Source organism: Streptomyces sp. N50 (assembly GCF_033335955.1).
Lineage (GTDB): Bacteria > Actinomycetota > Actinomycetes > Streptomycetales > Streptomycetaceae > Streptomyces.
Map to the genome: position 1 here is coordinate 7,070,076 of NZ_CP137549.1, position 25,034 is coordinate 7,095,109.

22 protein-coding genes are annotated in these 25,034 nt (G+C 70.9%); 13 read left to right on the forward strand and 9 right to left on the reverse strand.

Annotation, left to right across the window (positions count from 1 at the left end):
- Window positions 1-55 precede the first annotated feature (55 nt).
- Window positions 56-1,459: a carotenoid oxygenase family protein gene (locus tag R2B38_RS31900; RefSeq protein WP_318019291.1), complete on the forward strand. Its 1,404-nt coding sequence runs from the start codon at window positions 56-58 to the stop codon at window positions 1,457-1,459.
- A gap of 202 nt (window positions 1,460-1,661) precedes the next feature.
- Entirely contained in the window at window positions 1,662-2,624 is a 963-nt protein-coding gene (locus R2B38_RS31905; RefSeq protein WP_318019292.1) for a sigma-70 family RNA polymerase sigma factor, read from the forward strand.
- An 8-nt stretch (window positions 2,625-2,632) separates the two neighbouring features.
- Here R2B38_RS31905 and R2B38_RS31910 read toward each other — a convergent pair whose 3' ends face one another.
- From R2B38_RS31910 to R2B38_RS31925, 4 genes are all read right to left on the reverse strand, one after another.
- Window positions 2,633-3,229 carry a cysteine hydrolase gene (locus tag R2B38_RS31910; RefSeq protein WP_318019293.1) on the reverse strand — a complete coding sequence of 199 codons (597 nt, stop codon included), beginning with the start codon at window positions 3,227-3,229 and terminating at the stop codon, window positions 2,633-2,635.
- 41 nt (window positions 3,230-3,270) lie between these two features.
- The gene (locus tag R2B38_RS31915) at window positions 3,271-4,689 is read right to left on the reverse strand and encodes an MFS transporter (RefSeq protein WP_318019294.1); all 1,419 of its coding nucleotides are present in this window, start codon (window positions 4,687-4,689) and stop codon (window positions 3,271-3,273) included.
- Window positions 4,686-5,153, reverse strand: a complete 468-nt coding sequence (locus R2B38_RS31920; RefSeq protein WP_318019295.1) for a MarR family winged helix-turn-helix transcriptional regulator — start codon at window positions 5,151-5,153, stop codon at window positions 4,686-4,688. Before R2B38_RS31920 ends, R2B38_RS31915 begins: the two co-directional genes overlap by 4 nt.
- 93 nt (window positions 5,154-5,246) lie before the next feature.
- Entirely contained in the window at window positions 5,247-6,164 is a 918-nt protein-coding gene (locus R2B38_RS31925) for an alpha/beta hydrolase (protein ID WP_318019296.1), read from the reverse strand.
- A 149-nt stretch (window positions 6,165-6,313) separates the two neighbouring features.
- On the opposite strand from R2B38_RS31925, the gene R2B38_RS31930 reads away from it, so the two are divergent.
- Window positions 6,314-7,189 carry a helix-turn-helix transcriptional regulator gene (locus R2B38_RS31930; RefSeq protein WP_318019297.1) on the forward strand — a complete coding sequence of 292 codons (876 nt, stop codon included), beginning with the start codon at window positions 6,314-6,316 and terminating at the stop codon, window positions 7,187-7,189.
- 4 nt (window positions 7,190-7,193) lie between these two features.
- Here R2B38_RS31930 and R2B38_RS31935 read toward each other — a convergent pair whose 3' ends face one another.
- Window positions 7,194-8,186, reverse strand: coding sequence for a D-glycerate dehydrogenase (locus R2B38_RS31935; protein WP_318019298.1), 993 nt, complete (start codon window positions 8,184-8,186; stop codon window positions 7,194-7,196).
- Window positions 8,187-8,297: 111 nt separating this feature from the next.
- Window positions 8,298-9,212, reverse strand: a complete 915-nt coding sequence (nac, locus tag R2B38_RS31940) for a nitrogen assimilation transcriptional regulator NAC (protein ID WP_318019299.1) — start codon at window positions 9,210-9,212, stop codon at window positions 8,298-8,300.
- 294 nt (window positions 9,213-9,506) lie between these two features.
- Here nac and R2B38_RS31945 point away from each other — a divergent pair, with 294 nt between their 5' ends.
- The 9 genes from R2B38_RS31945 to R2B38_RS31985 all read left to right on the forward strand — a co-directional run bounded on the left by R2B38_RS31945 (window position 9,507) and on the right by R2B38_RS31985 (window position 17,870).
- Window positions 9,507-10,286, forward strand: a complete 780-nt coding sequence (locus R2B38_RS31945) for a 5-oxoprolinase subunit PxpA (RefSeq protein ID WP_318019300.1) — start codon at window positions 9,507-9,509, stop codon at window positions 10,284-10,286.
- A gap of 5 nt (window positions 10,287-10,291) precedes the next feature.
- A complete protein-coding gene (locus R2B38_RS31950) occupies window positions 10,292-11,107 on the forward strand; it encodes an allophanate hydrolase subunit 1 (RefSeq protein WP_318019301.1) in 816 nt (271 codons plus the stop codon).
- Window positions 11,100-12,086, forward strand: coding sequence for an allophanate hydrolase (locus R2B38_RS31955; protein ID WP_318019302.1), 987 nt, complete (start codon window positions 11,100-11,102; stop codon window positions 12,084-12,086). Before R2B38_RS31950 ends, R2B38_RS31955 begins: the two co-directional genes overlap by 8 nt.
- Before the next feature lie 222 nt (window positions 12,087-12,308).
- Window positions 12,309-13,619, forward strand: a complete 1,311-nt coding sequence (locus tag R2B38_RS31960) for an MFS transporter (protein ID WP_318019303.1) — start codon at window positions 12,309-12,311, stop codon at window positions 13,617-13,619.
- Window positions 13,620-13,712: 93 nt separating this feature from the next.
- Entirely contained in the window at window positions 13,713-14,456 is a 744-nt protein-coding gene (locus tag R2B38_RS31965; protein ID WP_318019304.1) for an SDR family oxidoreductase, read from the forward strand.
- A 5-nt stretch (window positions 14,457-14,461) separates the two neighbouring features.
- Window positions 14,462-15,685, forward strand: coding sequence for an aspartate transaminase (locus R2B38_RS31970; protein ID WP_318019305.1), 1,224 nt, complete (start codon window positions 14,462-14,464; stop codon window positions 15,683-15,685).
- A gap of 9 nt (window positions 15,686-15,694) precedes the next feature.
- Complete coding sequence (locus R2B38_RS31975) at window positions 15,695-16,369, forward strand: 4-carboxy-4-hydroxy-2-oxoadipate aldolase/oxaloacetate decarboxylase (protein WP_318019306.1); 675 nt, start codon at window positions 15,695-15,697, stop codon at window positions 16,367-16,369.
- 93 nt (window positions 16,370-16,462) lie between these two features.
- A complete protein-coding gene (locus tag R2B38_RS31980) occupies window positions 16,463-17,146 on the forward strand; it encodes a hypothetical protein (RefSeq protein ID WP_318019307.1) in 684 nt (227 codons plus the stop codon).
- Between the two features lie 124 nt (window positions 17,147-17,270).
- The gene (locus R2B38_RS31985) at window positions 17,271-17,870 is read left to right on the forward strand and encodes a sigma-70 family RNA polymerase sigma factor (protein ID WP_318019308.1); all 600 of its coding nucleotides are present in this window, start codon (window positions 17,271-17,273) and stop codon (window positions 17,868-17,870) included.
- Between the two features lie 22 nt (window positions 17,871-17,892).
- Here the strand turns inward: R2B38_RS31985 and R2B38_RS31990 are convergent, their stop codons facing one another.
- Window positions 17,893-18,384 (reverse strand): MarR family winged helix-turn-helix transcriptional regulator, encoded by a 492-nt coding sequence (locus R2B38_RS31990; RefSeq protein WP_033283921.1) that lies wholly within the window; start codon window positions 18,382-18,384, stop codon window positions 17,893-17,895.
- A 120-nt stretch (window positions 18,385-18,504) separates the two neighbouring features.
- Here R2B38_RS31990 and R2B38_RS31995 point away from each other — a divergent pair, with 120 nt between their 5' ends.
- A complete protein-coding gene (locus tag R2B38_RS31995) occupies window positions 18,505-19,020 on the forward strand; it encodes a YceI family protein (protein ID WP_318019309.1) in 516 nt (171 codons plus the stop codon).
- A gap of 19 nt (window positions 19,021-19,039) precedes the next feature.
- Here the strand turns inward: R2B38_RS31995 and R2B38_RS32000 are convergent, their stop codons facing one another.
- The gene (locus tag R2B38_RS32000; RefSeq protein WP_318019310.1) at window positions 19,040-20,716 is read right to left on the reverse strand and encodes a hypothetical protein; all 1,677 of its coding nucleotides are present in this window, start codon (window positions 20,714-20,716) and stop codon (window positions 19,040-19,042) included.
- Between the two features lie 198 nt (window positions 20,717-20,914).
- Window positions 20,915-24,952, reverse strand: a complete 4,038-nt coding sequence (locus tag R2B38_RS32005) for a bifunctional nitrate reductase/sulfite reductase flavoprotein subunit alpha (protein ID WP_318019311.1) — start codon at window positions 24,950-24,952, stop codon at window positions 20,915-20,917.
- Window positions 24,953-25,034: the final 82 nt, after the last annotated feature.

Genomic DNA, 25,034 nt, shown 5'->3' on the forward strand with positions numbered 1-25,034 from the left:
CCTCCCCGTGCCGTCCAACTCACCCGGCCCCCATGACCTCTTGGAGGAACGCAGCATGACCGACGAGACACCCGCCCCCCTCTACCTCCAGGGCCGCTTCGCCCCGGTCCCCGAGGAGCACACCGCCGCCGAACTCACCGTGCGCGGCGCCCTTCCGCCCGACCTGGACGGCCGCTATCTGCGTAACGGACCGAACCCGCTGCCCGGCGAGGACCGAGGGCACTGGTTCACCGGACCCGGCATGCTGCACGGCATCCGGCTGCGGGGCGGGCGGGCCGAGTGGTACCGCAACAGGTGGGTCAAGACACGGGAGTTGGAGGGACACCCCTTCGTCCGCGAGGACTTCAGCGTCGACCTCGCCGCGGTGCCCGCCAACACCCACGTCATCCGGCACGCCGACACCGTCCTCGCCCTGTGCGAGGTCGGCCTGCCCTACTGGGTCACCCCGGAGCTGGAGACCGTCGGGCCGTACGACTTCGGCGGGAAGCTGACCACCGCGATGACCGCGCATCCCAAGGAGGACCCGGTCACCGGTGAACTGCACCTGTTCGGGACCGGGTTCGCGCCGCCCTATCTCACCTACCACCGGGTCACCCCGGAGGGCGAGCTGCTCGACAGCCGGCCGATCGACGTGCCGGGGCCGACGATGATGCACGACTTCGCCATCACCGAGAACCACATCGTGTGGATGGACCTGCCCGTCGTCTTCGACCACACCCTGGCAGGGCGCGGCGGCATGCCCTACCGGTGGGCCGAGGCGTACGGCGCGCGGATCGGGCTCATGTCCCGGGAGCACGGGTCCACCGACGTGCGGTGGTTCGACGTCGACCCCTGCTACGTCTTCCATGTGGGCAACGCCTACGAGGACGCGCAGGGCCGTGTGGTGCTGGACGCGGTGCGCTACGACGACGCCGGGTTCCGGAAGGTCTGGGGCGACATCGGCGGACCCACCGGTCAGGGCACGCCGAGCGTCCCCGGCGCGGCGAACGGTCAGGTCGGGGTGCGGGAGCCGGGGCACAGCCAGGCCCCCTCCGTCCTGTACCGGTGGACCCTGGACCCGGTGGCCGGCCGGGTCACCGAGACCCAACTGGACGACCGCGAGGCCGAGTTCCCCACCCACAACGAGACCCTCACCGGGCGCCGGAACCGCTACCTCTACACGGTCAACGGCGACGGCATCGCCAAGCACGACCTGGAACGCCAGACCGGTGACGTCCACAAGACGCCCGGCAGCCGCTACTCCGGCGAGGCCGTCTTCGTACCGGCGTCCGACGGCACCGACGAGGACGCGGGCTGGCTCATGTCGCTCGTCTCGGACGACAACGGCGCGGCCGGTGAACTCCTCGTCCTCGACGCCGGCGACCTCTCCGTGCAGGCGGTCGTGGAACTGCCGTACCCCGTCCCGTCCGGCTTCCACGGCAGCTGGCTGCCCGAGCCGGAAGCCGCCGAACAGGCCTGACGCCAGGGCGGGTTGACCGGTCCGGCCGAGGGGGCCCGGCGAGGAGCCGTAGCGGCGTATCTTCCTCGACAAGGGTCCCCTCGGTCCGACACGCGGGGGCCATCTCCCGTTCACCGGCGGGTGGGAGAAGTGGGGTTCCCGGAGCATGAGCCCAACTCCCCGTAGTCGCCCAGGGCTTGTGATGTGTGCGCATGGAGGCTTCATGGTGCCCCTCGACCACCCCACGGATGAGGAACTCACCCGCAGGGCCCAGGCGGGCGAGTCCGACGCCCTGGGTCTGTTGCTGACGCGCCATCAGGCGCCCATGCGTGCCGTCGCGTTGAGCCTGCTCGGCTACGGCCCCGACGCCGAGGACGCCGTACAGGATGCCGCGTTGACCGCGCTGCGGCGGATCGGGGACGTACGCGAACCCGCCGCCGTGGGGGCGTGGTTGCGGGCGATCGTGCGGAACGCGGCCCGGATGCGGCTGCGGGCCGTGCGGGAGTTGCCGGGGCTCGACGCGCTGGAGCAGGTGTATGTGCGGGACGACGAGCCCTCGCACCCGGAGCGGGTCGTCGAGCGGCACGCGATGCGGGACTGGATCTGGGACGCGGTGGAGGAACTGCCGCAGCAGCAGCGGCTGGTGCTGATGCTGCGGCACTTCAGCGGGATCACCTCGTACCAGGAGATCGCCGAGGCCTGTGAGGTCCCGGTCGGCACCGTGCGCAGCCGGCTCAACCAGGCCCGGGCGAAGATGGCCAAGGTACTGCTGTCGACCGCGGCCGGGGGGCACGACGACGCCTCCGCGGTCACCGAGGACAGCCGGCAGGAGGCCGAGGTCACCCTGGACGGCGCCATGCGCGGCCAACTCCCCGGCGAGATCCTGGAGTTGTGGCCCGCGGAGACCGAACTGGTCGGCGTCCTCAACAAGGACGGCGGACGCCTCCACCCCTTCCCGGCGATGCGGAGCACCCGGGACAAGGGCGTGACCCAGCACGTACGCCATGTCGTGGCCAGCCGTGACATCGCCATCTGGGAGATGGACGTCGTCAACCCCGCCGGGATCTCCAACCCCTGCCCGCCCACCCTGGCCTGGCTGATGTTCCGCCAGGGCGGGCGGGTGCGGAAGCTCCGCGTGGTCTTTCCCGGGACGCAGACCGGGGCGCCGGACGCGGCACCGGCGTGAGCGCTGTGTCAGGCGGCGCGCAGCAGTTGCCGTAGACCCGTGGTGTCGATGACGTGGGCCCGGGACGGGAACACCTTCTCGACCAGGACCCGGTGGGTCTCGGCGTCGGGGTCGGCGACGCCGTCGGAGAGGACGAGGACGCGGTAGTCGCGGTCGGCCGCGTCGATGACGGTGGACAGGACCACGCCGCTGGTGCTGATTCCGGCGAGGACCAGGGTGTCGATGCCGCGATCGCTCAACTGCTCGTGGAGATCGGTGGTCGAGCCCGAGCCGTAGCGGATCTTGCGGACGACGATGTCGCCGTCCTCGGGGGTGATCCGCGCGTCGATCTGGGTGGCGTCGTCCTCGTGGTGCAGCATCTTCGCCGCGGCGACCGCGCTGAAGGACTTGTTGGTGTCCGGGACCGCCGACCAGTCGTCCTCCGTGAAGGCGACGCGGACGTAGCCGATGGCGCCGCCCGCCGCGCGGACCTCGGCAATGGTGTCCTTGACCCGCTCGACGAGGGCGTCGGAGTCGGGGGCCATGGGGACGATCCCGTTCTGGAAGTCCATGACCAGCAGGGCGGTGCGCTCGGCGGTGATCGTGGGGAGGGAGGGGGTGCTCACGCGGGGTTCTCCTTGGTGGGGTTCTTACTAGGGGGGTGTGGTCAGGTGGTCTTGGTGCGGCCCATCAGACGGCGGTCCAGGACGGTCAGCAGGAGGACCGCGAGGCCCGCGCCGACCAGGACGAGGCCGAGGACGTGCAGGCCGTGGTCGCTCACGCCGGTGCGGAAGACGATGCCGCCGATCACGGCGGAGGTGATCGTCCCGAGGTAGCCGAAGGTCCTGAACAGGCCGGAGGCGGTGCCTATCTGGTCCGGCGGCGCCTCCAGGTAGAGGGCGGTCTGGTTGCCGACGGTGGTGGTCGCCGAGGCGACGCCGAAGATCAGGGACACCAGCACGATCGTGATCGCCGGGCCGTGCGAGGTGAGCAGCATGATCCCGGCCGAGCCGATCAGCATGGACACCGCCGAGACGATCAGCGGGCCGCGGATCAGGTTGCGGCGGGCGAGCGGGCGGGAGAGGAGCGCCGACACCGCGCCCATCGGGAGCAGCAGCAGTCCCGCCGTCACGGTGGAGAAGCCGTGCGCGGCCTCCATCCACTGCGTCACGCCGTACATCACGGTGTAGGTGCCGAGCAGGGAGAGCGCCTGGCGCAGATAGGTCCGGGTGAGGGCGCTGTTGGCGGCCAGGCCGCGGAAGTCGAAGAACGGGCCCGGCTTGCGCAGCTCCCACCAGACCGTGGGCACCGCGGCCAGCACGAAGACGGCGAGCGCGGTCCACCCGAGGCGGGGGAGGCCCATCAGGAAGACGACCAGCGCGGTCATCGTCACGGCGAAACCGAGGATGCCGGGCAGGTCGATCCGGTCGGCGACCCTGCGGAAACCGTGGTCCGCGCGGTCGAGTGCCGGGTCCTTCGGCAGCCAGCGCACGGCCATCGCCAGTGCGGCCAGGGTCACCGGGATGTTGATCAGGAAGGCCCAGCGCCAGCCCGCGGCGCCGACCAGGAGTCCGCCGATGGGCGGGCCGATGGCCGCGGTGGCCATGCCCGCGATCGCGATGCCGCCGAGGACTCCGCCCGGCGGGGCGTCGAGACCGGCGTCCTGGGCGCGGCGCCGGATCAGCACCATCGCGCAGGGGAACGCGGCCGAGGTGCCGATCCCGACCAGGACCCGGGCCACGGTCAGTATCGCGAGGTTCTGGCCGAGGCCGCCGACTACCCCGCCGAGCAGCACGAGGACGATCCCGACGAGGAAGATCCGGCGCGCGCCGAGCACCTCCGCCAGCTTGCCGGCGGTGGGCTGCCCCACGGCGCTGGCCAGGTAGAGCGAGGAGACGAGGACTGCGGTGCTGCCGACCGCGACATGCAGTTCGGTGGCGATCGGCACCAGCGCGGTCGCGATGATCGAGCTGTTGACCGGGTTGAGCCCGGCGCCCACGTAGAGCGGGGTCGTGAAGGTCCACGCGAAGGGCTTGCGCACGAGCTCGCGCGCCCCTCCGGTGGCCTTGCCGGTGTCGGTCCTCATATCTCGCGGTCGTTCAGCTCGGTCGTGGCGAGGCGCTCCAGCAGCTCGATGGCCTTCTCCACGTCCTTGCGCTCCTCCGGGGCGACCAACTGGTCGATGGCCCGCGCCAGAAAGGAGGCACGGCCCGCGAGCAGCTTCTCGACCAGCTCGGTCGCGGACGGGTCGGCGCTCATCAGCTTCTTGCGGCCGTCCTGCGCGTCGGGCTCGCTGCGGACCAGCCCGGCGGCCTTGAGCACGGCCAGGCTCTGCGCGATGGACTGCGCGCTGACCCGCTCCAGCGAGGCCAGCCGCGCGGCGGTGACAGGCCCCTCCCGTACGACACTCGCCAGCACGCCGAGCTGCGTCAGAGTCAGGCCGGTCGCGTGCTGCCCCGACTCCGTGCGCAGCCGTGCGCGCAGCCGGGTCATCGCGTCGTTGAGCCGCTGCGCGGTCGCGACGGACTGCTGCGGAGGATTCGTGGTCATGGATCCAACGTAAAACTGCACAAGTAACTTTGCCAAGTTACTTGTGCAGTTTTCCCTGTCTACTGGATCACACGCCCGGATCACACGGGTGGGTCACACCGCCAAGTGCTCGGCGAAGAAGCCGTCCAGCCTCTCCACGGCGGGCGTCACGTACTCGTCCTTGTCATAGAGATCGACGTGCGAAGCGCCCTCGATCCACGCCAACTCCTTTGGCCCGTCGGCCTTCTGGAACGCCTCCACGCTCATCCAGGACGTGACCGCGGCCCGCCCGACGATCAGCAGCAGCGGCCGCGGCGCGATCATGGCGACGGTCGCGAACGTGTCGAAGGCGGCGATGCGGTCGACACTCGTCCAGGTCAGCGCCTTGGCCGAGCGGGGGTGCCGGGCGCGCGGAGTGCAGTAGTACTCCCAGCCGTCGTAGACATGCGGGCCACCCGCCCGCGCCTCCTCCTCGGTGGCGGGAAACACCGGGAACCGCTGGACGTCCGCGCCACCGGCCTCCGCCGTGCGGGCCGCCGAGGCGGCGGTCAGCATGCCCGCGATGACGGCCGGATCCTGCGCGCCGTCCGCGCCGAGCCGGAACTGCCGTGACATGTCTACGGCGCTGACCGCGCCCACGGCCCGGACGCGCGGGTCGGTCGCGGCCGCCGCCAGGGCGTAGCCGCCGGAGGCGCAGATGCCCAGGGCCCCGATGCGGCCGGGGTCGACCTCGTCGAGGGTGCCGAGGAAGGAGACGGCGGCCTTGAGGTCCTCGACCCGCTGCCCCGGATCCTCCAGCGCGCGCGGCTCACCCTCGCTCTCACCCTGGTAAGCGGCGTCGAAGGCGAGCGTGACGAACCCGCGCTCGGCCAGCAGACGGGCGTACAGACCGGAGGCCTGTTCCTTCACCCCGGTGCCGGGATGCCCGACCACGATCGCGGGACACGGCACCCCCGGCGTCCCGCCGTCCGGGGTGTAGAGGTGACCGGCGAGCTTCAGGCCCGCGCTGAGGAAGGTGACATCGGTACGCATGAGGTGTGCTCCAGTCGGAGGGGGAGAGGGAAGCCGGTGTACGGCCATGCCCCCACCGTCGTCCCGCCCCACCCCGCGCCACCAGGGACGGCTCTGCCTATGCGGTTCTGTACCAGGCACACCCCCGCCGACCCGGGGACACTGGAGCCATGGCAGACCGTGACGCGCCGCCCGCTTCCAGCAACGAACTGGGTGATTTCCTGCGCGCCCGCCGAGCGGACCGCGATCCGCGGCAGGCGGGCTTCCCCGACGACGGCCGACTGCGGCGCGTGCCCGGCCTGCGCAGGGAGGAACTGGCGTACCTAGCGCACGTGAGCGTCGACTACATCGTCCGCCTGGAACAGGGCCGCACCCGCCGGGGCTCCCGCGCCGTCCTGGACGCCCTGGCCGACGCGCTCCACCTCGCCGAGGACGAGCGCACCTACCTCTTCACGCTCGCCGAGGTCGCGCCAGGAGCATCCACCCGGCGGCTCGGACGCTCCGAAGTCGCCCCGCGGCTACGGCAGTTGCTGGACACCATGCACGACGTCCCCGCGATGGTGCTGCACCGGGGCATGGACGTCCTCGCGTGGAACCGGGCGGCCACGGCGCTGCTCACCGACTTCGGCGCCGTGCCCCCGGCCGAGCGCAACCTGATCCGGCTCACGTTCCTGGACGCCGACTTCCGCGCGCTGTACGCCGATTGGCCCCGGGCCGCCCGCGAGTGCGTCGCCGTGCTGCGCATGGAGGCGGGCCGCACCCCGCACGACCCGGCACTCGACACCCTGATCGCCGAACTCACCGCCCACGACCCGGACTTCCGCACCTGGTGGGCGGAGCATCAGGTGCGGGGGCCGCGGCAGCTCACCAAGACGTACGTCCATCCGGTCGCCGGTGAACTCACCCTGGACGTACAGCAGTTCACCGTCGACACGCACCCGGAACAGTTCCTCGTCGCGTACACGGCTCCTCCGGATTCGGCCTCGCAGGACGCGCTGCGGTTCCTGCTGCAGTGGGCCGGCCTCAGCAGCACACAGGCGGGATGAGCGCTCAGCTTCCGACCGGCGCGCCCGCCACCGCCGAACTGCCGGGCAGGGGCGTACGGGCGGGCCGTTCGGCCAGTACGTCGAGGATGTTGTCCACCGCCAGGTCGACCATCGCGGCCCGGGTCGCCTCGGTCGCCGAGCCGATGTGCGGCAGCGTGATCACGTTCGGCTCGGCCACCAGCGGGGACAACTCCGTTCCCATCGGCTCCCGTTCGAAGACATCGAGCCCGGCGGAGTGCAGCCGCCCCTCGCGGACGGCGTCCAGCAGCGCCTCTTCGTCCACGACCCCGCCGCGCGAGGTGCTGACCAGCGTGGCCGTCGGCTTCATCGCGGCCAGTTCGCGGGCCGAGATCAGATGGCGGGTCTCGTCGGTGAGCGGCACGTGCAGCGACACGACGTCGGCGTCGGCCAGCAGCGCGGCCAGGCCGACCGAGGTCGACAGCTCGTCGTCGGGCGCGTACGGGTCGTGGTGGATCACGCGCATCCCGAAACCGTGGGCGCGGCGGGCGACCGCGCGGCCGATCTGGCCGTAGCCGACCAGGCCGAGGGTGGCTCCGTGGATGTCCAGGCCGAGATAGTCGTGCATCCGGAACAGTTCCCAGGAGCCCTCTGCGAGGCTCGCGGAGGCCGCGCCGAGGCGGCGGCGGGCGGCGAGGATCAGCGCGAAGGTGAGGTCGGCGGTGGTCTCCGCGAGCACGCGGGGCGTGTGGGTGACGACGATGCCGCGTTCCGCGGCGGCGGCGCGGTCGACGTTGTCGAAGCCCATGCTGGCCAGCGCGATGACGCGCAGCGAGGGGCCCGCCGCGTCCATCAGGGCCGCGTCCACGGGGTCGTTGCCGAGGGCCAGCACCCCGCTCACGCCGGGGGCGATGGCGGCGAGGTCGGCGGGACCGGGCTTGGCGGCACCGGGCCAGGCGACCAGCTCCGCGCTCTCGGACAGGCGTCGCAGGCCTTCGCCGGGCAGGTTTTCACGGGTGGCGAGGACACGATTCTTCATGTTCTTCTCCAGTGACGAGCCATGTGCAGCCATGCATTACCGGCCGGGCGGATTATTCGGAAGACGCTAGCCGCGGCGGTCACCGGAGACAAATAGCGGATTCGTGTGACGCTATTGGTCGTCCTTATTTCTGTCGGTGTCGATCAGTTCCAGGAACAGGTCGTGCACGGCCAGCGCGGGCTCCGAGAGCGGCTGATTGTCCGAGGTGACCACGGAGAGTTTGACCGTGATGACGGGCTCCACGATCCGCCGTACGGACAGCTCGCGGACGTCGAGGATGGCCCGCGCCGCCGACCACGGCAGGACCGTCGCGCCGATGCCCGCGTCCACGGCGTTGACGAGGGTCAGCGCGGACTCGACCTCGCCCACCACGTTCAGCCGGAGCGAGGCCTGCTGGAAGGCGGCGTCCACGACCTGCCGGATCGTGTGGATCCGGCTGGGCAGCAGCAGGGGCAGGCTCGCCAGCTCCTCCAGGTTCACCTCGCCCTTCCCGGACGGCGCCGTGTCGCCGGGCGCGCCGATCAGGTAGAGGTCCTCGGTGCGGACGGGCTCGAACTGGACACCCCGGAGCGGCCCGGCGCCGTAGATGAAGGCCATGTCCATGCGGCCCGTCATGATCGCCTCGCTGATCACGCCGCCGAAGTTCTCGTTGATGTGCAGCAGGATGTCCGGGTAGCGCTCGCGGACGCTCTTCAGGAGGGGCAGCGCGAGGGCCGCGCCGAGGCTGTACGGGGCGAGGCCCACCGAGACGCTGCCTGCGGGGGCGCGGCCGGAGACGTCGACGGCGGCCTGGGCGAGGTCCACCTGGCGGAGGATGAGCTGGGCGTGCAGGTACAGGGCGCGGCCCGCCTCGGTCGGGGCGACCCCGCGCTTGCTGCGGATCAGCAGCTGCTGCCCGAACTGCGCCTCCAGGGCCGACAGTTGCTGGCTCAGCGCCGGCTGCGCGATGTGCAGGATGTCGGCCGCGCGCGTGATGCTCCCCGCGTCGATGATCTTGATGAACGAGTAGAGACGCCTGGTGTCCATTGCGCGGGGCCTTCCAGATGGAGCGAAGCCTCATCGTAGGGAGCGTTCACCCCGAAGCACAGCCCCGGTGAGTGGAGGGTGTGAGGGGAGTCATAACCGTTCGCGATAACGCCAGACCGAACGCATATTGGCGATCACGCGACCGGCGGAATAAGTTGAGCGGAACATCCAGACAGGAACACCCGCCCCGGAACATTCTCCGTTCCCGGTGTCACGAAGACGTGCTGGCATCTGTCATCCAGAATTCCCCGCCCCGGAATTCCCCCTTTCCGGCATTCCCTCCCGGAGGACGTCATGACTCCCATGGTTGATCTCGTCGCCGATCTGGGCGAGGGATTCGGCGCGTACACAATGGGCGACGACGCCGCACTTCTGGAGTTGCTGACGTCCGCCAATGTGGCCTGCGGATTCCACGCCGGTGACCCTCGCATCATGGACGCCACCGTGCGGACGTGCGTGGAGAAGCAGGTCGCCGTGGGCGCCCACCCGAGCTTCCCCGACCTGGTCGGCTTCGGCCGCCGCGCGATGGACCTCACACCGGAGGAGGTCCGCACGGACGTGCTCTACCAGATCGGCGCGCTCCAGGCCTTCGCCGTCGCGTACGGCACCCGCGTCCACCACGTCGCCCCGCACGGCCGCCTCGGCAACCTGGTCGCCGTCCGCGCCGACTACGCCCGCGCCGTCGTGGACGCCGTGGCCGCACTGGACGAGTCGCTGATCGTCCTCGCGCAGGACGGCGAACTGGCCGACGCGGCCCGCGCCCGCGGCCTGCGCGTCGGCATCGTCGGCATCGCCGACCGCGCCTACCGAGCCGACGGAACCCTCGTCCCGCGCTCCGAACCCGGCGCCGTGATCCACGACCCGGACGAGGTCGCCCGGCGCACCCTGCGCATGGTCACCGAGGGAGTCATCCGCAGCGTCGACGACACGGACATCCAAGTCGCCTGCGACACCGTCCTGTTGCACGGCGACAGCCCCGGCGCGATCGCCCTCGCCGGCCGCATCCGCGAGCAACTCCTCACCGCCGGCGTCGAGATCACCTCCCTCGACAAAGTCCTGAGCGGCAAGGGGTGACCGACATGAACAGCCTTCTTGTGGAGGGCTCCACCGTGAACGCGCCTGGTCCGAACGGCACTTGCCCCGACGGGAACCGCAACATCACCATCGCCGACTGCGGCGACTCCGCCCTGGTCGCCAAGGCCGAGGGCCTCGCCGCCGAACCCGCCTGGCAGCTGGTCCACGCCCTCGCCGACGCCCTGAACGCGGTCCAACTCACCGGCGTCCACGACGTGGTGCCCACGTACGACGCCCTGCTCGTCGAGTTCGACTGCGCCGCCACCGACCACGACACGGTCCGCCGCGTCCTGGCCCACGAGGCGGCCCGCCTCGGCCCGCACCCCGCACCGACCACGCCCCCGCGCCGCTTCGTCGTCCCCGTCGTCTACGGCGGCGAGTACGGCCCCGACCTCCCCGAGGTCGCTGCCCAACTCGGCCTGACCGAGGGCGAGATCATCGTCCTGCACTCCGGCTCCGACCTCACCGTGCGCTGCCTAGGCGCCCCCGCCGGAGCCCCGATGACGGACGGCCCGCCCTTCCCCAAGCCGGTACCGCGCCTCGCCTCGCCCCGCACCAAGGTCGCCCCCGGCTCGGTCGCGGTCGCCGGCCGCCAGGCGGTCATCTGCCCGATGCCGTCCCCCGGCGGCTGGCCACTGCTCGGCCGCACCCCGGTACGCGTCCTCGACCTGCACAGCGACCCGATCACGGCGTACCGCCCCGGCGACACCTTCCGCTTCCGCCCCATCGAGCCCCAACAGTGGGACGACTACGCCGACTTGAGCCTCGCGGACTGTACGGACCCGGCGGAGCCGGTCGGCCGGGGAGGCAGCCATGGCTGACACCCTCACCGTCCGCACCGCCGGCATCGTCACCGTCCAGGACCTCGGCCGCGTAGGCCGCTCCCGCTACGGCCTGCCCGCCAACGGAGCCGCCGACCAGCACTCGGCGCGCGTAGCCAACGTCCTGTGCGGCAACGACGACCGCGCCCCGCTGCTGGAGATCACCGCCCTCGACTTCGCGTGCGTGTCGTCCGGCGACATCCTCATCGCGGTGACGGGCGCCCCCGCCGAGGTAACGGTGGACGGAGTCATCCGCCCGCAGTGGGAACCGATCCCGGTCCAGGCCGGCGAGACCATCCGCATCACCGGCATCCACCGGGGCCTGCGCGTCTACCTGGCCGTACTCGGCTCGTTCGAGGCCGACTACCTCCAGGGCAGCTGCGCCCCCGACACGATCCTGGGCTTCGGCCCCACGCTGAGCGCCGGCGACGAACTGGTCCTGCGCACGACCTGCCCGCCCATCGACCACCCCTTCTCCCGGATCCCCCTGTTCCGCCTGAAGGCGCCAGTCCCGGCATTCCCCACCACCTGGACCATCGACGTCACCGACGGCCCCGACCGGGCCGAGTTCGGCGACACGGGCCGGCGTCTGTTCGACGCCCCCTTCACGGTCACCCCGCGAAGCAACCACATCGGCCTGCGCCTCCAGGGTGCGGTACCCCGCCGACTCACCCAGGGCGAGGTCCTCTCCCGAGGCGTCCCCATCGGCGCGGTGGAAGTCCCGGCAGGCGACGAACTCCTGGTGCTCCACCGCGGCCGAGGCGTCACAGCCGGCTACCCCGTCCTGGCCGTAGTCACCGCCACCGGTCTCTCGGCCCTGGCCCAGGTCCGCCCCGGCCAAACCATCAACTTCCGCCACCGCACCCTCGACCAGGCGGTCACGGCCCACCGCGCACAACGCCAAGCGATAGACGCCCTGAGAACCAGGGTCCACACGGCCTTCGAGGCCCTACGCATCCGGGCGCCTGCGGGCATCTGAGGGCGGCTGAGGGTCCCGCACCTCTCCACACAGGCCCCCTCACGAAGGGGCGCGGGGAACTGCGCGCCCAGCCCCCACCGACCCGCACAAAACCACAACCGCTCCCCACCGCACAAAACCCACCCGCACCCGCTCACCCCGCTCCCCGCCAACCCGCTGGAAGCACCCCGCACGGAGCCGCATCGCCCCTCGTCCCACGCCCCTGCCCAGACAGGAGACGCCATGAGTACCGTGGCCGCTCAGCCAGTCCCCAACACGGTCGACCCCAGAACAGCCCGCAAGGTAACCCTCGCGGGATGCGTAGGGATCTTCGCCGAGCTCTACGACAACGGCATCTTCGGCTTCATGGCCGGATCCCTCGCCGCCGTCTTCTTCCCCGGCTCCGACAACGCCGTCCAGCTCGTCTTCCTCGGCTACGCCGTCTCCTTCTTCTTCCGCCCCCTCGGTGCCGTCATCTGCGGTCACCTCGGCGACCGCATCGGCCGCCAGCGCATGCTGGTCTTCGTCATCCTGCTGATCAGCGCCGCCACCGCGGCCATCGGCGTACTCCCCAGCTACGCCAGCATCGGCATCGCCGCACCCGCCCTGCTGATCCTGCTCCGCGTCGCCCAGGGCTTCTCCGTCGGCGGCGAGGCCTCCGGCGCGATGAGCTTCCTCGCCGAGCACGCCCCCGAGGGCAAGCGCGGCCTGTACACGAGCTACGCGCAGATCGCCTCGTTCCTCGCGCTGCTCACCGGCACCCTGGTCGCCGCCGCGATGACCAGCGGCCTCGGCTCGGCCCGCATGGAGTCCTGGGGCTGGCGCATCCCGTTCCTGCTCGCCGTACCGCTCGGCATCGCCGGTATCTACATCCGCAAGCGCATCAGCGACACGCCCAACTTCACGCGCCTGAAAGAAGAGGACGGCCTCTCCAAGAACCCGCTCAAGGAGGCGTTCGCCTCCGCCGAGCACCGGCGCGCCATGCTGCTGGCCCTCTTCATCCCGCTGATGAACGGCTCCGGCTACTACGTCCTGTTCAGCTACATGCCCACCTTCATGAGCACCGAGCTGCACTTCAGCAAGGTGCAGGGCCTCCTCGTCACCGCCTCCAGCCTGGTCGCGATCTGTTTCGCCATCCCCTACATGGGCCGCCTCTCCGACCGCGTCGGCCGCAAGAAGGTCCTCGCCGGGTCCGCCGTCGCGATGGCGATCGTCGGCATCCCCTGCTACCTGCTGATCGGCACCGGCAACGTGGCCCTCGCGGTCATCGGCGCCTGCGTCATGGCGGTGGTGTTCGCCGGCCACACAGGCGTCATCCACATCCTTCTCGTCGAACTCTTCCCGACCCGTGTGCGTTACTCCGCCTACGGCCTCGGCTACAACGTCTCCTCCGCCCTCTTCGGCGGCACGGCCCCCCTGCTGATGACCTACCTCATCGACCGCACGGGCAACGTCAACATGCCGGCCTTCTACGCCGTCATCACCGCACTCGGCACGCTCATCGCCGTCTCCCGAGTGACGGACCGGGCGCACCTGCCCCTGCGCGACGCCTGACACCCCGCCCCACCCAAGAGCACCGGCACCCGCACGCCCGCACAAGCCTCACCCGCACAAGCCCCCCACCCCGCACAGCAAGGAGCCCTCAGCATGCCCATCTCCGACTACAGGACGGCCCTCGTCACCGGAGCGTCGACCGGCATCGGAGCCGTGGTCGTCGAACGGCTCGCCAAGCGCGGCCTGGAGGTCCACGCCGTGGCCCGCAACGCCGACCGGCTCAACACCCTTGCCGACCAGACCGGTTGCATCCCGCACGCCGTCGACATCACCGACACCGAGGCCCTCACCGCCGTCCTCGACGACCTGGAGATCGACGTCCTCGTCAACAACGCGGGCGTCTCCCGCACCGGCAACATCCTCACCGCCGACGAGTTCGCGATCGACGAGCAGATCGCCGTCAACATCCAGGCCGTCCTGCACCTGGTCCGCCTGCTGATGCCCGGCATGGTCGAGCGCGACCGCGGCCACATCGTCAACATCAGCTCCATCGCCGGTGTCTACAACTTCGGCGGCAACACGATCTACCACGCCACCAAGGCCGCCGTGCACACCCTCTCCCGCCAGCTCCGCGTCGACGGCTACGGCCGCCGCGTCCGCGTCAGCGAGATCTGCCCCGGCCGCGTCGAGACCGAGATCTTCGGCCGTCTGCTCGGCGACATGGAGGCCGCCCAGCGCGAGTTCTACGACGGCTACGAGTCCCTGAAGCCCGAGGACATCGCCGACGCCATCGAGTTCGCCGTCGACTCGCCCCGGCACGTCAACATCGGCCACATCGAGATCCTGCCGACCTTCCAGGTGCCCGGCGGCCTCAACTTCGAGCGCAGGGAGGGCTGATCACCGTGAAGACGGCAGCACGGCTCGGCCGTATCAAGCCCTCGCCGAGCACGGCGGCGGCCCAGCGCGTCCGCGAGCTGAAGAGCCAGGGGCTCACCATCCTCGACCTGACCGTGGGCGAGCCCGACTTCGACACCCCGGACCACGTGAAGGCCGCCGCGATCAGGGCGATCGAGGCGGGCGAGACCAAGTACACGCCGGTGAACGGCACTTCGGCCCTGCGCGCCGCGATCACCGGCAAACTCCGCGAGCGCCACGGCCTCGACGTCACCGACGCGAACATCACGGTCGGCGGCGGCGCCAAGCAGGTCATCTTCCTTGCCCTGATGGCGACTTTGGACGAGGGCGACGAGGTCATCGTCCCCGCCCCGTACTGGGTGTCGTACCCGGACATGGTCCGCGCCAACGACGGCACCCCGGTGATCGTCGACTGCCCCGAGGCGGACGGATTCAAGCTGACCCCGGAGCGCCTCACGGCGGCCATCACCGAGCACACCCGCTGGGTCGTCCTCAACACCCCGGGAAACCCGACCGGATCGGCCTACACCACCGCCGAACTCCGCGCCCTGGCCGAGGTGTTGCTGGCCCACCCGCAGGTCGGCGTCCTCACCGACGAGATCTACGACGAGATCTGGTACGGCGACGAGAGCGCCGGGTCCCTCGCGGCCGTCGAACCCCGCCTGGCCGACCGGGTGTTCCTCACCAACGGTGTCTCCAAGACGTACGCGATGACGGGCTGGCGTATCGGCTACGGGGTGGGTCCGACGGACCTGGTGACCGCGATCAACACCCTCCAGTCCCAGACCTCTTCGTGCCCCTCGTCCGTGAGCCAGGCCGCCGCTGCCGCCGCGCTCACCGGACCGCAGGACTTCGTCCAGGACACCGTGCGCGTCTACCGCGCCCGCCGCGACGAGACCGTGAAGCTGGTCAACGACGTCCCGCAGCTGAGCTGCACGGTCCCGGACGGCGGCTTCTATCTCCTCGTCAACTGCCAGGCTGCCGTTGGGCAGTTCACCCCTGCCGGTACCCGCATCGAGAACGACGAGGACTTCGCCCGTCACCTTCTCGACAGCCAACAGGTCGCGGTGATCCACGGAGCCGCGTACGGCGCCCCCGGCTACTTCCGTATCTCGTTCGCCACGTCGACGGACGTCCTCACCGAGGCCTGCGAGCGCATCGCGGCGGCGTGCGCCGAACTGACCAACGCCCCCTCCGAGCACGCTCTCTGAAAGGTCGTCATGATCCGCGTCAGCACCAAGTTCGACCGGCCGGAGCCGTCCGTCGTCAAGCAGTTGAGCGAGTTCTCCTCGGCGACGATCCACGAGGCACAGGGCCGTCTCGGGGCGCTGGACTCGGCCATCAAGCCGGTCGACCACACCATGTCCCTGTGCGGCCCGGCGTTCACCGTGCAGTGCGCCCCGCGCGACAACCTGATGCTCCAGACCGCCATCGCCTACGCCCAGCCGGGCGATGTCGTGGTCGTGTCCGCCGGCAACTACGAGGAGGCGGGCTCCTTCGGCGACGTCCTCGCCAACGCCTGCCAGTCCAAGGGCCTCGCCGGTCTGATCACCGACACGGGCGTCCGCGACACCGAGGACCTGCGCGCGCTGGGCTTCCCGGTCTTCTCCCGCAGCGTCTGCATCAAGGGCACGGTCAAGGAGACCGTCGGCCCGATGTGCGAGCCGATCACCGTCGGCGGTGTGCTCGTCCGCCCCGGCGACATCATGCGCGCCGACGCCGACGGCGTGGTCGTCGTCCGCCGCGAGGACGCGGCCGAGGCGGCCGCCCTCTCGCAGGAACGGGTCGACGCCGAGGCCGGGTTCATCGCCGCGTACCGTGCGGGCAAGACGGTCGTGGAGATGTGCGACCTCGCGCCGGTGCTCGCGGCGAAGGGCCTCGTGATCGAGGAGTAGGACGGCCCGAGGCGACCACCGCCACTGAGCACCGAGCCGGGAATTACCGTACCCACGGCTGAGACCCAGGTTCGGATGCCAGGATGAGGCGCCATGACGGCAGGGTGGTGTGCGCGCACAGTGAGGGCCGCGATGTTCGCGGCCGTCTGTGTGCTGCTCGCCGCCCTGGCCCACGTCCTGATGTCCGGCCACCACGTGCCGGCCTGGGCCCTGGCCACCGGACTGGCCGCGACCGGTGCGGCCGGCTGGTCCCTGGCGGGCCGTGAACGCGGCCTCCCGCTGATCGTGACCCTCGTGGTCGCCGCCCAGGCCGCCCTCCACACCGCGTTCTCGTGGGCGGAGCCCGCGATGGCGGGGGAGTCGGCGGCCATGAACATGGGGTCGGCCGACATGGGCTCCATGCACATGAGCGCAACGGACTCCATGTCCGCGGGCTCTATGTCCGCAGGTTCCATGTCCGCAGGCTCTATGGACATGGGCCATATGTCGGCCACCACCACCGGCACCTCCTCGCCCGGCATGCTCACCGCCCACCTCCTCGCCGCCCTCCTCTGCGGCCTGTGGCTGGCGCACGGCGAGCGTGCCACGTTCCGCGTCCTGCGGGCCGTGGCCGGACGGCTGACCGCTCCGCTACGACTGCTGCTCGCACTCCCCGCCCCGCCGCACCGTCCGCGTCTCCGTCCGCGCCGCCCCCGTTCCGAGCGGGCGCCGCGGCTGCTCCTTCTCGTCCACGCGATCACCTCTCGGGGTCCGCCCCTGGGGACCGCTGTCGTCTGACGGCAGCCGGCACCCCGGGACCGCTCCTACGCGCCCCGGGCCTCGGCCGTACCCCCGTGCCCCGCCTCTTCCGGGCGCCGCGGGACGGCCGATCCCCTTTCACGGTGACCGAGAAGGACCTCAGGTGATCACTCCCACCCTGCCCGCCTCGCCCGACGTGACGGAGTCGAGCGACGAGTCGCTGACCAACTGGGCGCTGGCCGCCCGCCACGGCGACCCCGCGGCCGTCGACCGTCTCGTGCGCGCGCTGCACCGCGACGTCCTGCGCTACGTCTCCCACCTCTGCGCCGACCCCCAGGCGGTCGACGACCTCGCACAGGACACGTTCCTGCGGGCGCTCGGCAGCCTGCACCGCTTCGAGGGCCGCTCCTCGGCCCGCACCTGGCTGCTGTCCATCGCCCGCCGCGCGGTGATCGACAGCTACCGCCGCGCCGCCGTCCGCCCCCGCCTGTCGGACGTCCAGGACTGGCAGCTCGCCGTGGAACTGGCCCAGCCCCGGGGCCTGCCGGGCTTCGACGACGGGGTGGCGCTCCTGGACCTCCTCGCCGTCCTGCCGGACGAACGCCGTGAGGCGTTCCTCCTCACCCAACTCCTCGGCCTGCCCTACGAGGAGGCGGCGGAACTCAGCAACTGCCCTGTGGGCACGGTCCGTTCGAGGGTGTCCCGAGCCCGGGCGACCCTCCTGGACCTGCTGGCGGACGGGGGCGCCCCCGACCCCCTTTAGACCAACTCCCTCCAGACCGGCGTCAGGTGGCGGCGCGATCGGGGAACAGCGCGTTCAGCGCCTCTCGTTGCTCGCGCCCCACGAACTGGGTGAGCCCGCGCCTGACCGTCTCGGCGAGTGACTCGGAGGCCTCGCGCAGGAGCTGGCTCGCCTTGTCCGTGAGGGCGACCTCGATGCCGCGCTTGTCGCCGCAGACGGACTTGCGGGTGACCAGGCCCGCGTGCTGGAGACACGCGATCTGATACGTCAGGCGGGTCTTGGGCCGGCCCAGCAGCTCCGCGATCCGGGTCATCCGCAGCCCCTCCTTGGGCTGCTCGGCCAGCAGGCACAGCACCAGGAACTCGTCGTGCGAGACGTCGAGGTTCCCCTTCACGACCGAGCGCAGTTCCTGTTCCACCGCCCCCGTCGCCGCCAGCAGCAGCATCCAGGCGCGCAGCTCGGGCGGGAGCAGCCCGTCGCCCCGCAGGGACGGACATTCGGGCTGGTCGGCGGGGCGCTCTACGGGGTCGGCCATGGGTCGAGTCTACCTGTTGTCCAATTTTGGAGGAGTGGTTGTCCAGATTTGGATAATGGGCTAGCGTGAGGCCCGCAAAGCTCATTCAAATTTGGACTACCGGAACCAGCGGGAGAGATCATGACCGTCGCCGTCGAGACCGGGGTGTGGCAGCTCGACCAGGCCGCCTCCACCGTGGGCATCAGCCACAGGACGATGTGGGGCCTGGTCAACGTGAAGGGCACCTTCGGCACCGTCAGCGGTCAGGGCGAGGTCCGGGGCGACGGCTCCGCGATCGGCACGCTGACCCTGGACGCCGCCTCCCTGGACACCAAGAACGCCAAGCGCGACAAGCATCTGCGCTCCGCCGACCTGTTCGACACCGACAAGTTCCCGGAGATCACCTTCGCGGTGCGCAGCGCGGAACTGCGCGACGGCGACGCCGTGCACGTCGTCGGTCAGCTGACCGTCCACGGCATCAGCCGCCCGCAGAACTTCACGGCCCGCCTCAAGGACGCGACCGGCGAGGCGCTCACACTGGACGCCGAATTCACCGTGGACCGCGACCAGTTCGGCCTCGGCTGGAACCAGATGGGCATGCTGCGCGGCCTGACCACGGTCACCACCACGCTCCGCTTCCTGCGTACGGCCGCCTGACAGGCCGTCAAGCGGTGGGTCAGTCCGTGGGCCGCAGCCGGATGTCCGAGCTGGACAGCGTCTGCGGGGTGGCGGTGAACGCGCGCACCCGGATCCGGACCTTCTTGTGCGGCAGGGTGAACGTCCCGTTGGGCGGCCGGAGTTCGACGGTCTCCGTGCTGTGCGCGGGCAGCGTCGCCGGGCCGCCCACCTGGGACCAGAACCGGCTCATGCCCTGGCCCGTGGTGAGCGTGTAGTGGGGTGTGAGGGCGTCGCCGGACGAGTTGGTCACCTTGAGGGTCAGCCGGGTCACGACCGTGGGCAACGCCCGCCGCACACCGGTGAGTCGCATGTCCATCGGCGGTGCCCCCGTCGCCGCCACGGCGGCGCTCGCCAGCGCGGGCGTGACGAGCAGCACGGCCGCCGCGATCCGGGCCTGCCGGCGGTGCGGACCGGACAGCGGCCGGGGGCGCGGCTGCCACGCGTTCCGGAACTCGGCGATCGGCGCGGTGAGGGCCGAGGCCAGCCACAACGGGGTCATCAGCAGGTAGTACCCGTCCTGCGAACGCGTCGCCAGATAGAAGGCGCACCAGGGCAGGACGGTCGCCGCCGGCCCCAACCGCCGTACGAACAGCACGAACACGGCGAGCAGACCTGCCGCGAGCAGCATGCTCGCGTGGGAGTACCAGTCGAGCCGGTCGCTGCCGTTCGTGAAGTACAGCGAGATGTCCACCAGGCCCTGGCCGTGCACCACCGCGCCCTGTGTCAGCGGCAGCGCGATGCCGCTCAGCCAGGTGCTCGGCTCGTGCACGATGAAGTACGTGTTGATCAGCAGCCAGACGGTGACGGCGACCCCGATGACGCGCAGCAGCACCAACGCGGCCTGCCGGGCGCCGAGTTCGCCGCGCCGCACGGCGTAGATCCCGGCGAGCAGGAACGGCGTGAGGAACCAGGGGAGTTGCTGCGCCGCGCAGGCCGCCCCCAGGCACGCGGCCTGGGCGATCCCGGCGGCGCCGAGCCGCCCGCCCCTGCCGATCCGGGGCCAGCGGATCACCACCGGCACCAGCAACGCCAGTGCGAGCACGGCGGGATAGCCCTGACGGCCGTAGGTCGGAAGAAGGCCGAGGCCCAGGCACGCCATGGTGGCCGCCGAGCGCCATTGCGTCGGCAGCAGCCGCCACATGAGGACCGCGGCCGCGATCAGCGCGCCGGTCGCGACGGCCGTCGCGGGGGCGCCGCCGTGACCGATCCACAGGAGGGGTGCCGTGAGCAGCGTCTCCAGCGGGGGATAGCCGTAGGTGTAGTCGTAGCCGCCGGTCACCGTCGGGGTGAGGGCGACGCCCTGGCTGGGGTGGAAGAGCCAGGGCCAGGGCTGGCCGTAGATCGGGTGGCCGGCGACCAGTTCCTTGGCGGCCTGGGTGGTGAGGACCGCCTCGTCGCCGCCGGTGTGGAACACGGACCACGCGGACAGTGCCAGCAGGACCGCGGTCACCAGCACGGCGAGGTCGATCCGCGCCAGCGACCGCGCCCGGCGGACCACCAGGGTCAGCACCCCGCACACCAGGATCGAGGCGTAGCAGAGGCAGACGACCGCCGCCACGACGAGCCGGTGGCTGGCGGCCTGCGTCCACACCGGGCGGACGCCGATGAAGAGACTGATGTCGGCGAGCAGGGTGAGGATGCGGTGCCACTGCGCGGGAGGTTCCGGGGCGGACACCGCCGACTGTGTCCGCCGACCGGGTGTCACCTGTTGTGTTTCTGCCAAGTGCACGGGACGGGACGCTAATCCCGGGTGGTGAGCGGCGTGTCGGCAATCGAGAAGAATCCGGTATGAGACCGGTAAGAACCCCTCGTCATGGCCTAAATGGGACAAACTCGAACGGCTTTGTTCAAGTGACCGTGGCCATCAGTTCATTCAGTAAACATCGCGCACATACCGCTTCGCCGCCGCCAGTTGCTTCACGTACGCACCCGCCTCGGCCTCGTCCAGCCCGCCGTGCGCGACCGCGATGTCCCGCAGCGCGCGATCCACGTCCTTCGCCATCCGCGAGGCGTCCCCGCAGACATAGAAGTGGGCGCCCTCCCGCAACCAGTGCCACAACTCCGGTCCGTGCTCCCGCATCCGGTCCTGCACGTAGACCTTCGCGCGCTGGTCCCGGGAGAACGCCGTGTCGAGGCGGTCGAGCGCGCCCTCGCCCAACAACCCCGCCAACTCCTCCTCGTAGTAGAAGTCCGTGGCGCGGTGCTGCTCCCCGAAGAACAGCCAGTTCGGCGCGGAATGCCCGAGCGCGCGCCGCTCCTGAAGGAAACCGACGAACGGCGCGACCCCGGTGCCGGGTCCGACCATCACCATCGGGGTCGCGGGATCGGCGGGCGGCCGGAAATGCGGCGAGCGTTGCACGAACACCGGGACCTCGGTCCCCGCCTCCGCGTCCGCCAGGAACGGCGAGCAAACCCCGCCGCGCGGGCGGCCGTCGAGACTCTCGTACCGCACCACCGACACCGTCAGCGACACACTCTGCGGGTCGACGAGCGGGCTGGAGGAGATCGAGTACAGCCGCGGCTGAAGCCTCTTGAGCACTCCGGCCCACTCCTCGGCCCCCGCCCTCACCGGATACTCGGCGAGCACATCCACCGCCTGCCGCCCCCAACTCCACTGCGCCAGCCGGTCCTTGTTGTCGGCCCGCAGCAGCCCGCGCAACTCCCGGTCGTCCCGGGCCCGTTCGGCCACGAACCGGAGCAGATCCGGGGTGATGCGGGTGATGTCCAACTGCCGGTGCAGCGCCTCGGCGAAGGGAACCTCTCCAACGCCTTCCAGTTCTACGACCGTTGCGGCATCGGTGCCGGTGGCGGTGAGCCATTCGTCCACCAGGGAGGGGGAGTTGACCGGCCGGACGCCGAGTGCGTCACCGGTCTCGTACGTGAGGTCGGTGCCGCTGGTGTCGAAGGTGAACCGGCGGACCTCCTTGCCCGCGCCGGGGCGGCTGAGCAGGCGGTTGCCGACGAGTCGGGCGGTGGTGGGGGCCTGCTTGGGGGCCCGGGGCGGTGATTTCGGCGCCTCGGTGGTGGTGCCCAGCGCCGTGATGACCTGCCCCAGCCACGCGTCCGCCGACGGTTCGAAGTCCGGCTCGCAGTCCGTGCGCGGGGTCAGCCGCACCCCGCCCAACTCGTCGAGCCGGGCGTCCAGTCGGCGCCCGTGCCCGCAGAAGTCGTCGTACGACGAGTCGCCCAGGGCGAGCACCGCGAACCGCACTCCGTCCAGCCGGGGCGCCTGTTCACCGGCGAGCGTGTCCCAGAAGCCGGAGCCGTTGTCGGGGGCGTCGCCGTCGCCGAACGTGCTGGTGATGAAGAGGAGATCGGTGTCGGCCGGGAGCGTGCCGACGTCGGCCTGGTCCATGCCGAGCAGGGAGGCCCGGTGCCCGGCGGAGGCCAGCCGTTCGGCGGTGGCCGCCGCCAACTCCTCGGCGTTGCCGGTCTGTGAGGCCCAGAGGACGACGATCTGCCGCGCCGGGTGCGGTAGTTGGTGTGGTTCGTGTGGGGGAGCGGGGGTCGACCGCGAGTACATCCCGGCGAGAACGCCGTTGACCCACAGCGCGTGCTCGGCGCTGAAGGGTGCGTCGGGCGGAAGCGTCGGGACACCCGGGGCGCCGGACTCGATGCCCGCGAGGAAGCCGGTCAGGTAGAGGCGTTCCTGGGCGGTGAGGACGGGCGGCGGGGTCGGGTCGAGGCCGAAGGGATTCGCGCCCAGGATGACGGAGGTCGGGACAACTGCCTTTTGGGACAACGTCGTTGGAGCCGGTGCCGGTGTGGGCGCCGATGCCACCTTCGTCAGCGACACCGCACACACCTTGAACTCCGGCTGGAACGACACCGGATCCACCGCGTCGCTCGTCACCGCGTTGACGCATCGATACTCACCGAAGAGGTCGTTCCAGTGGAACGGCGCGAAACAGCCACCCGGCCGCACCCGGTCGGTCACCACAGCAGGGAGAACCGCCCGCCCCCGCCGGGACGCGACCTCCACCGAGTCGCCCTCCGCGATCCCCAACGCCCGTGCGTCCTGCGGGTGCAGCTCCACGAAGGGCCCGGGGTTCAGCTTGTTGAGCTTGGCGACCTTGCCCGTCTTCGTCAGCGTGTGCCATTGGTGCTGCAACCGCCCGGTGTTCAGCACGAACGGGTAGTCGTCGTCGGGCAGTTCGGCGGCCGGCATGTGCGGCCGGGCGTGAAAGACGGCTCGCCCGCTGGGAGTTGGGAAGCGTAGCTCGCCCCCGCCCACGTACCGGATGGGGTTGCGGTCGGGCCCGTCCTCTTCCGCCGCCGGCCACTGCACCGGCGTGGACCGCAGCCGCTCGTACGTCACCCCGCGCAGGTCCCAACCGGTCACCGGGTTCCAGAACTGCCGTATCTCCTCGAAGACCTGCTCCGCGCTGTCGTAGGAGAAGCCCTTCTCGTAGCCCATCGCGCAGGCGACCGAGGCGATGATCCGCCAGTCGGGCAGTGCCTCGCCGGGTGGGGCGACGACGGGGCGGGCCAGCGTGAGGGTGCGTTCGCTGTTGATGAGGACGCCCTCGGACTCGGTCCACAGGGCGCCGGGGAGGACGACGTCGGCGTAGGCGTTGGTCTCGGTGTCGGTGAAGACGTCCTGGGTGACGACGAACTCCGCCGCCTCCAACCCCTCTATGACGGTGCGGCGGTTGGCGACCGAGGCGACCGGGTTGGTGCAGATGATCCAGCAGGCCTTGATGTCGCCGTCGGCCATCTTCCGGAACATCTCGACCGTGCCCCGGCCGACACCGTCCGCGCGGATCGTGTCCGGCGGCAGACCCCAGACCTCCTCGGTGAACTCCCGTTCCGCGTCGACGAGTACGGACCGCTGGCCCGGCAACCCCGGTCCCATGTAGCCCATTTCGCGGCCACCCATCGCGTTCGGCTGGCCGGTGAGGGAGAACGGGCCGCTGCCGGGGCGGCAGATCGCGCCCGTCGCAAGATGCAGGTTGATCAGGGCGTTGGTGTTCCACGTCCCGTGCGTGGACTGGTTGAGGCCCATCGTCCAGCAGCTCATCCACTCGCCCGCCCCGCCGATCAGCCGGGCCGCCGTACGGATGTCGTCCTCGGCGAGACCGGTGAGGGCGGCGACGGCGTCCGGCGCGTAGTCGGCGAGGAAGGCGGGCAGCGCCTCCCAGCCCTCCGTGTGCGCGGCGATGAACTCCGGGTCGGTGTGGCCGTTCTCGTGCAGCAGCCTCAACAGGCCGTTGAGCAGGGCGAGATCGGTGCCCGGCGCGATCTGCAGGAAGAGGTCAGCCTTCGCCGCCGTGGCCGTGCGGCGAGGGTCGACGACGATCAACTTGGCGCCCGCCTTGACCCGTTCCATCATCCGCAGGAAGAGGATCGGGTGGCAGTCGGCCATGTTGGAGCCGATGACCAGGAACACGTCCGCCCGCTCGAAGTCCTCGTACGACCCCGGCGGCCCGTCCGCGCCCAGCGACGACTTGTAACCGGCGCCCGCACTCGCCATGCACAGCCGGGAGTTGGACTCGATCTGGTTCGTCCGCAGGAACCCCTTGGCCAGCTTGTTCGCCAAGTACTGCGCCTCCAGGCTCATCTGCCCGGAGACATAGAGGGCGACCGCGTCCGGCCCGTGCTCGTCGACGATCTGCCGGAGTCGCCGGGCGGTCTCGGCGATCGCATCGGCCACGGGTGTCGGCACCGGTTCCTCGCCCCGCTCGTCCCGCACGAGCGCGCCGGTGAGCCGTCCCGGTGCGGCGAGCATCTCGGCCGTGGTCGCGCCCTTGGTGCAGAGCCGCCCGCCGTTCGCCGGGTGCGCCTTGTCGCCGGACGCCCGGAGGACCGTAGGCCTGCCGTCGGGGCCCGCGCCGACGTCGAGCAGCATGCCGCAGCCCACACCGCAGTACGAGCAGACCGTCCGTACCTGTCGGGTGGGGGGCTTCGTCATGCCGTAGACCGTACGAATTGCCCGTTACGCCGAGGTCACGCGGCCCGATCATGAGGGGTTACGCCCGGTGCACAACCGGCCC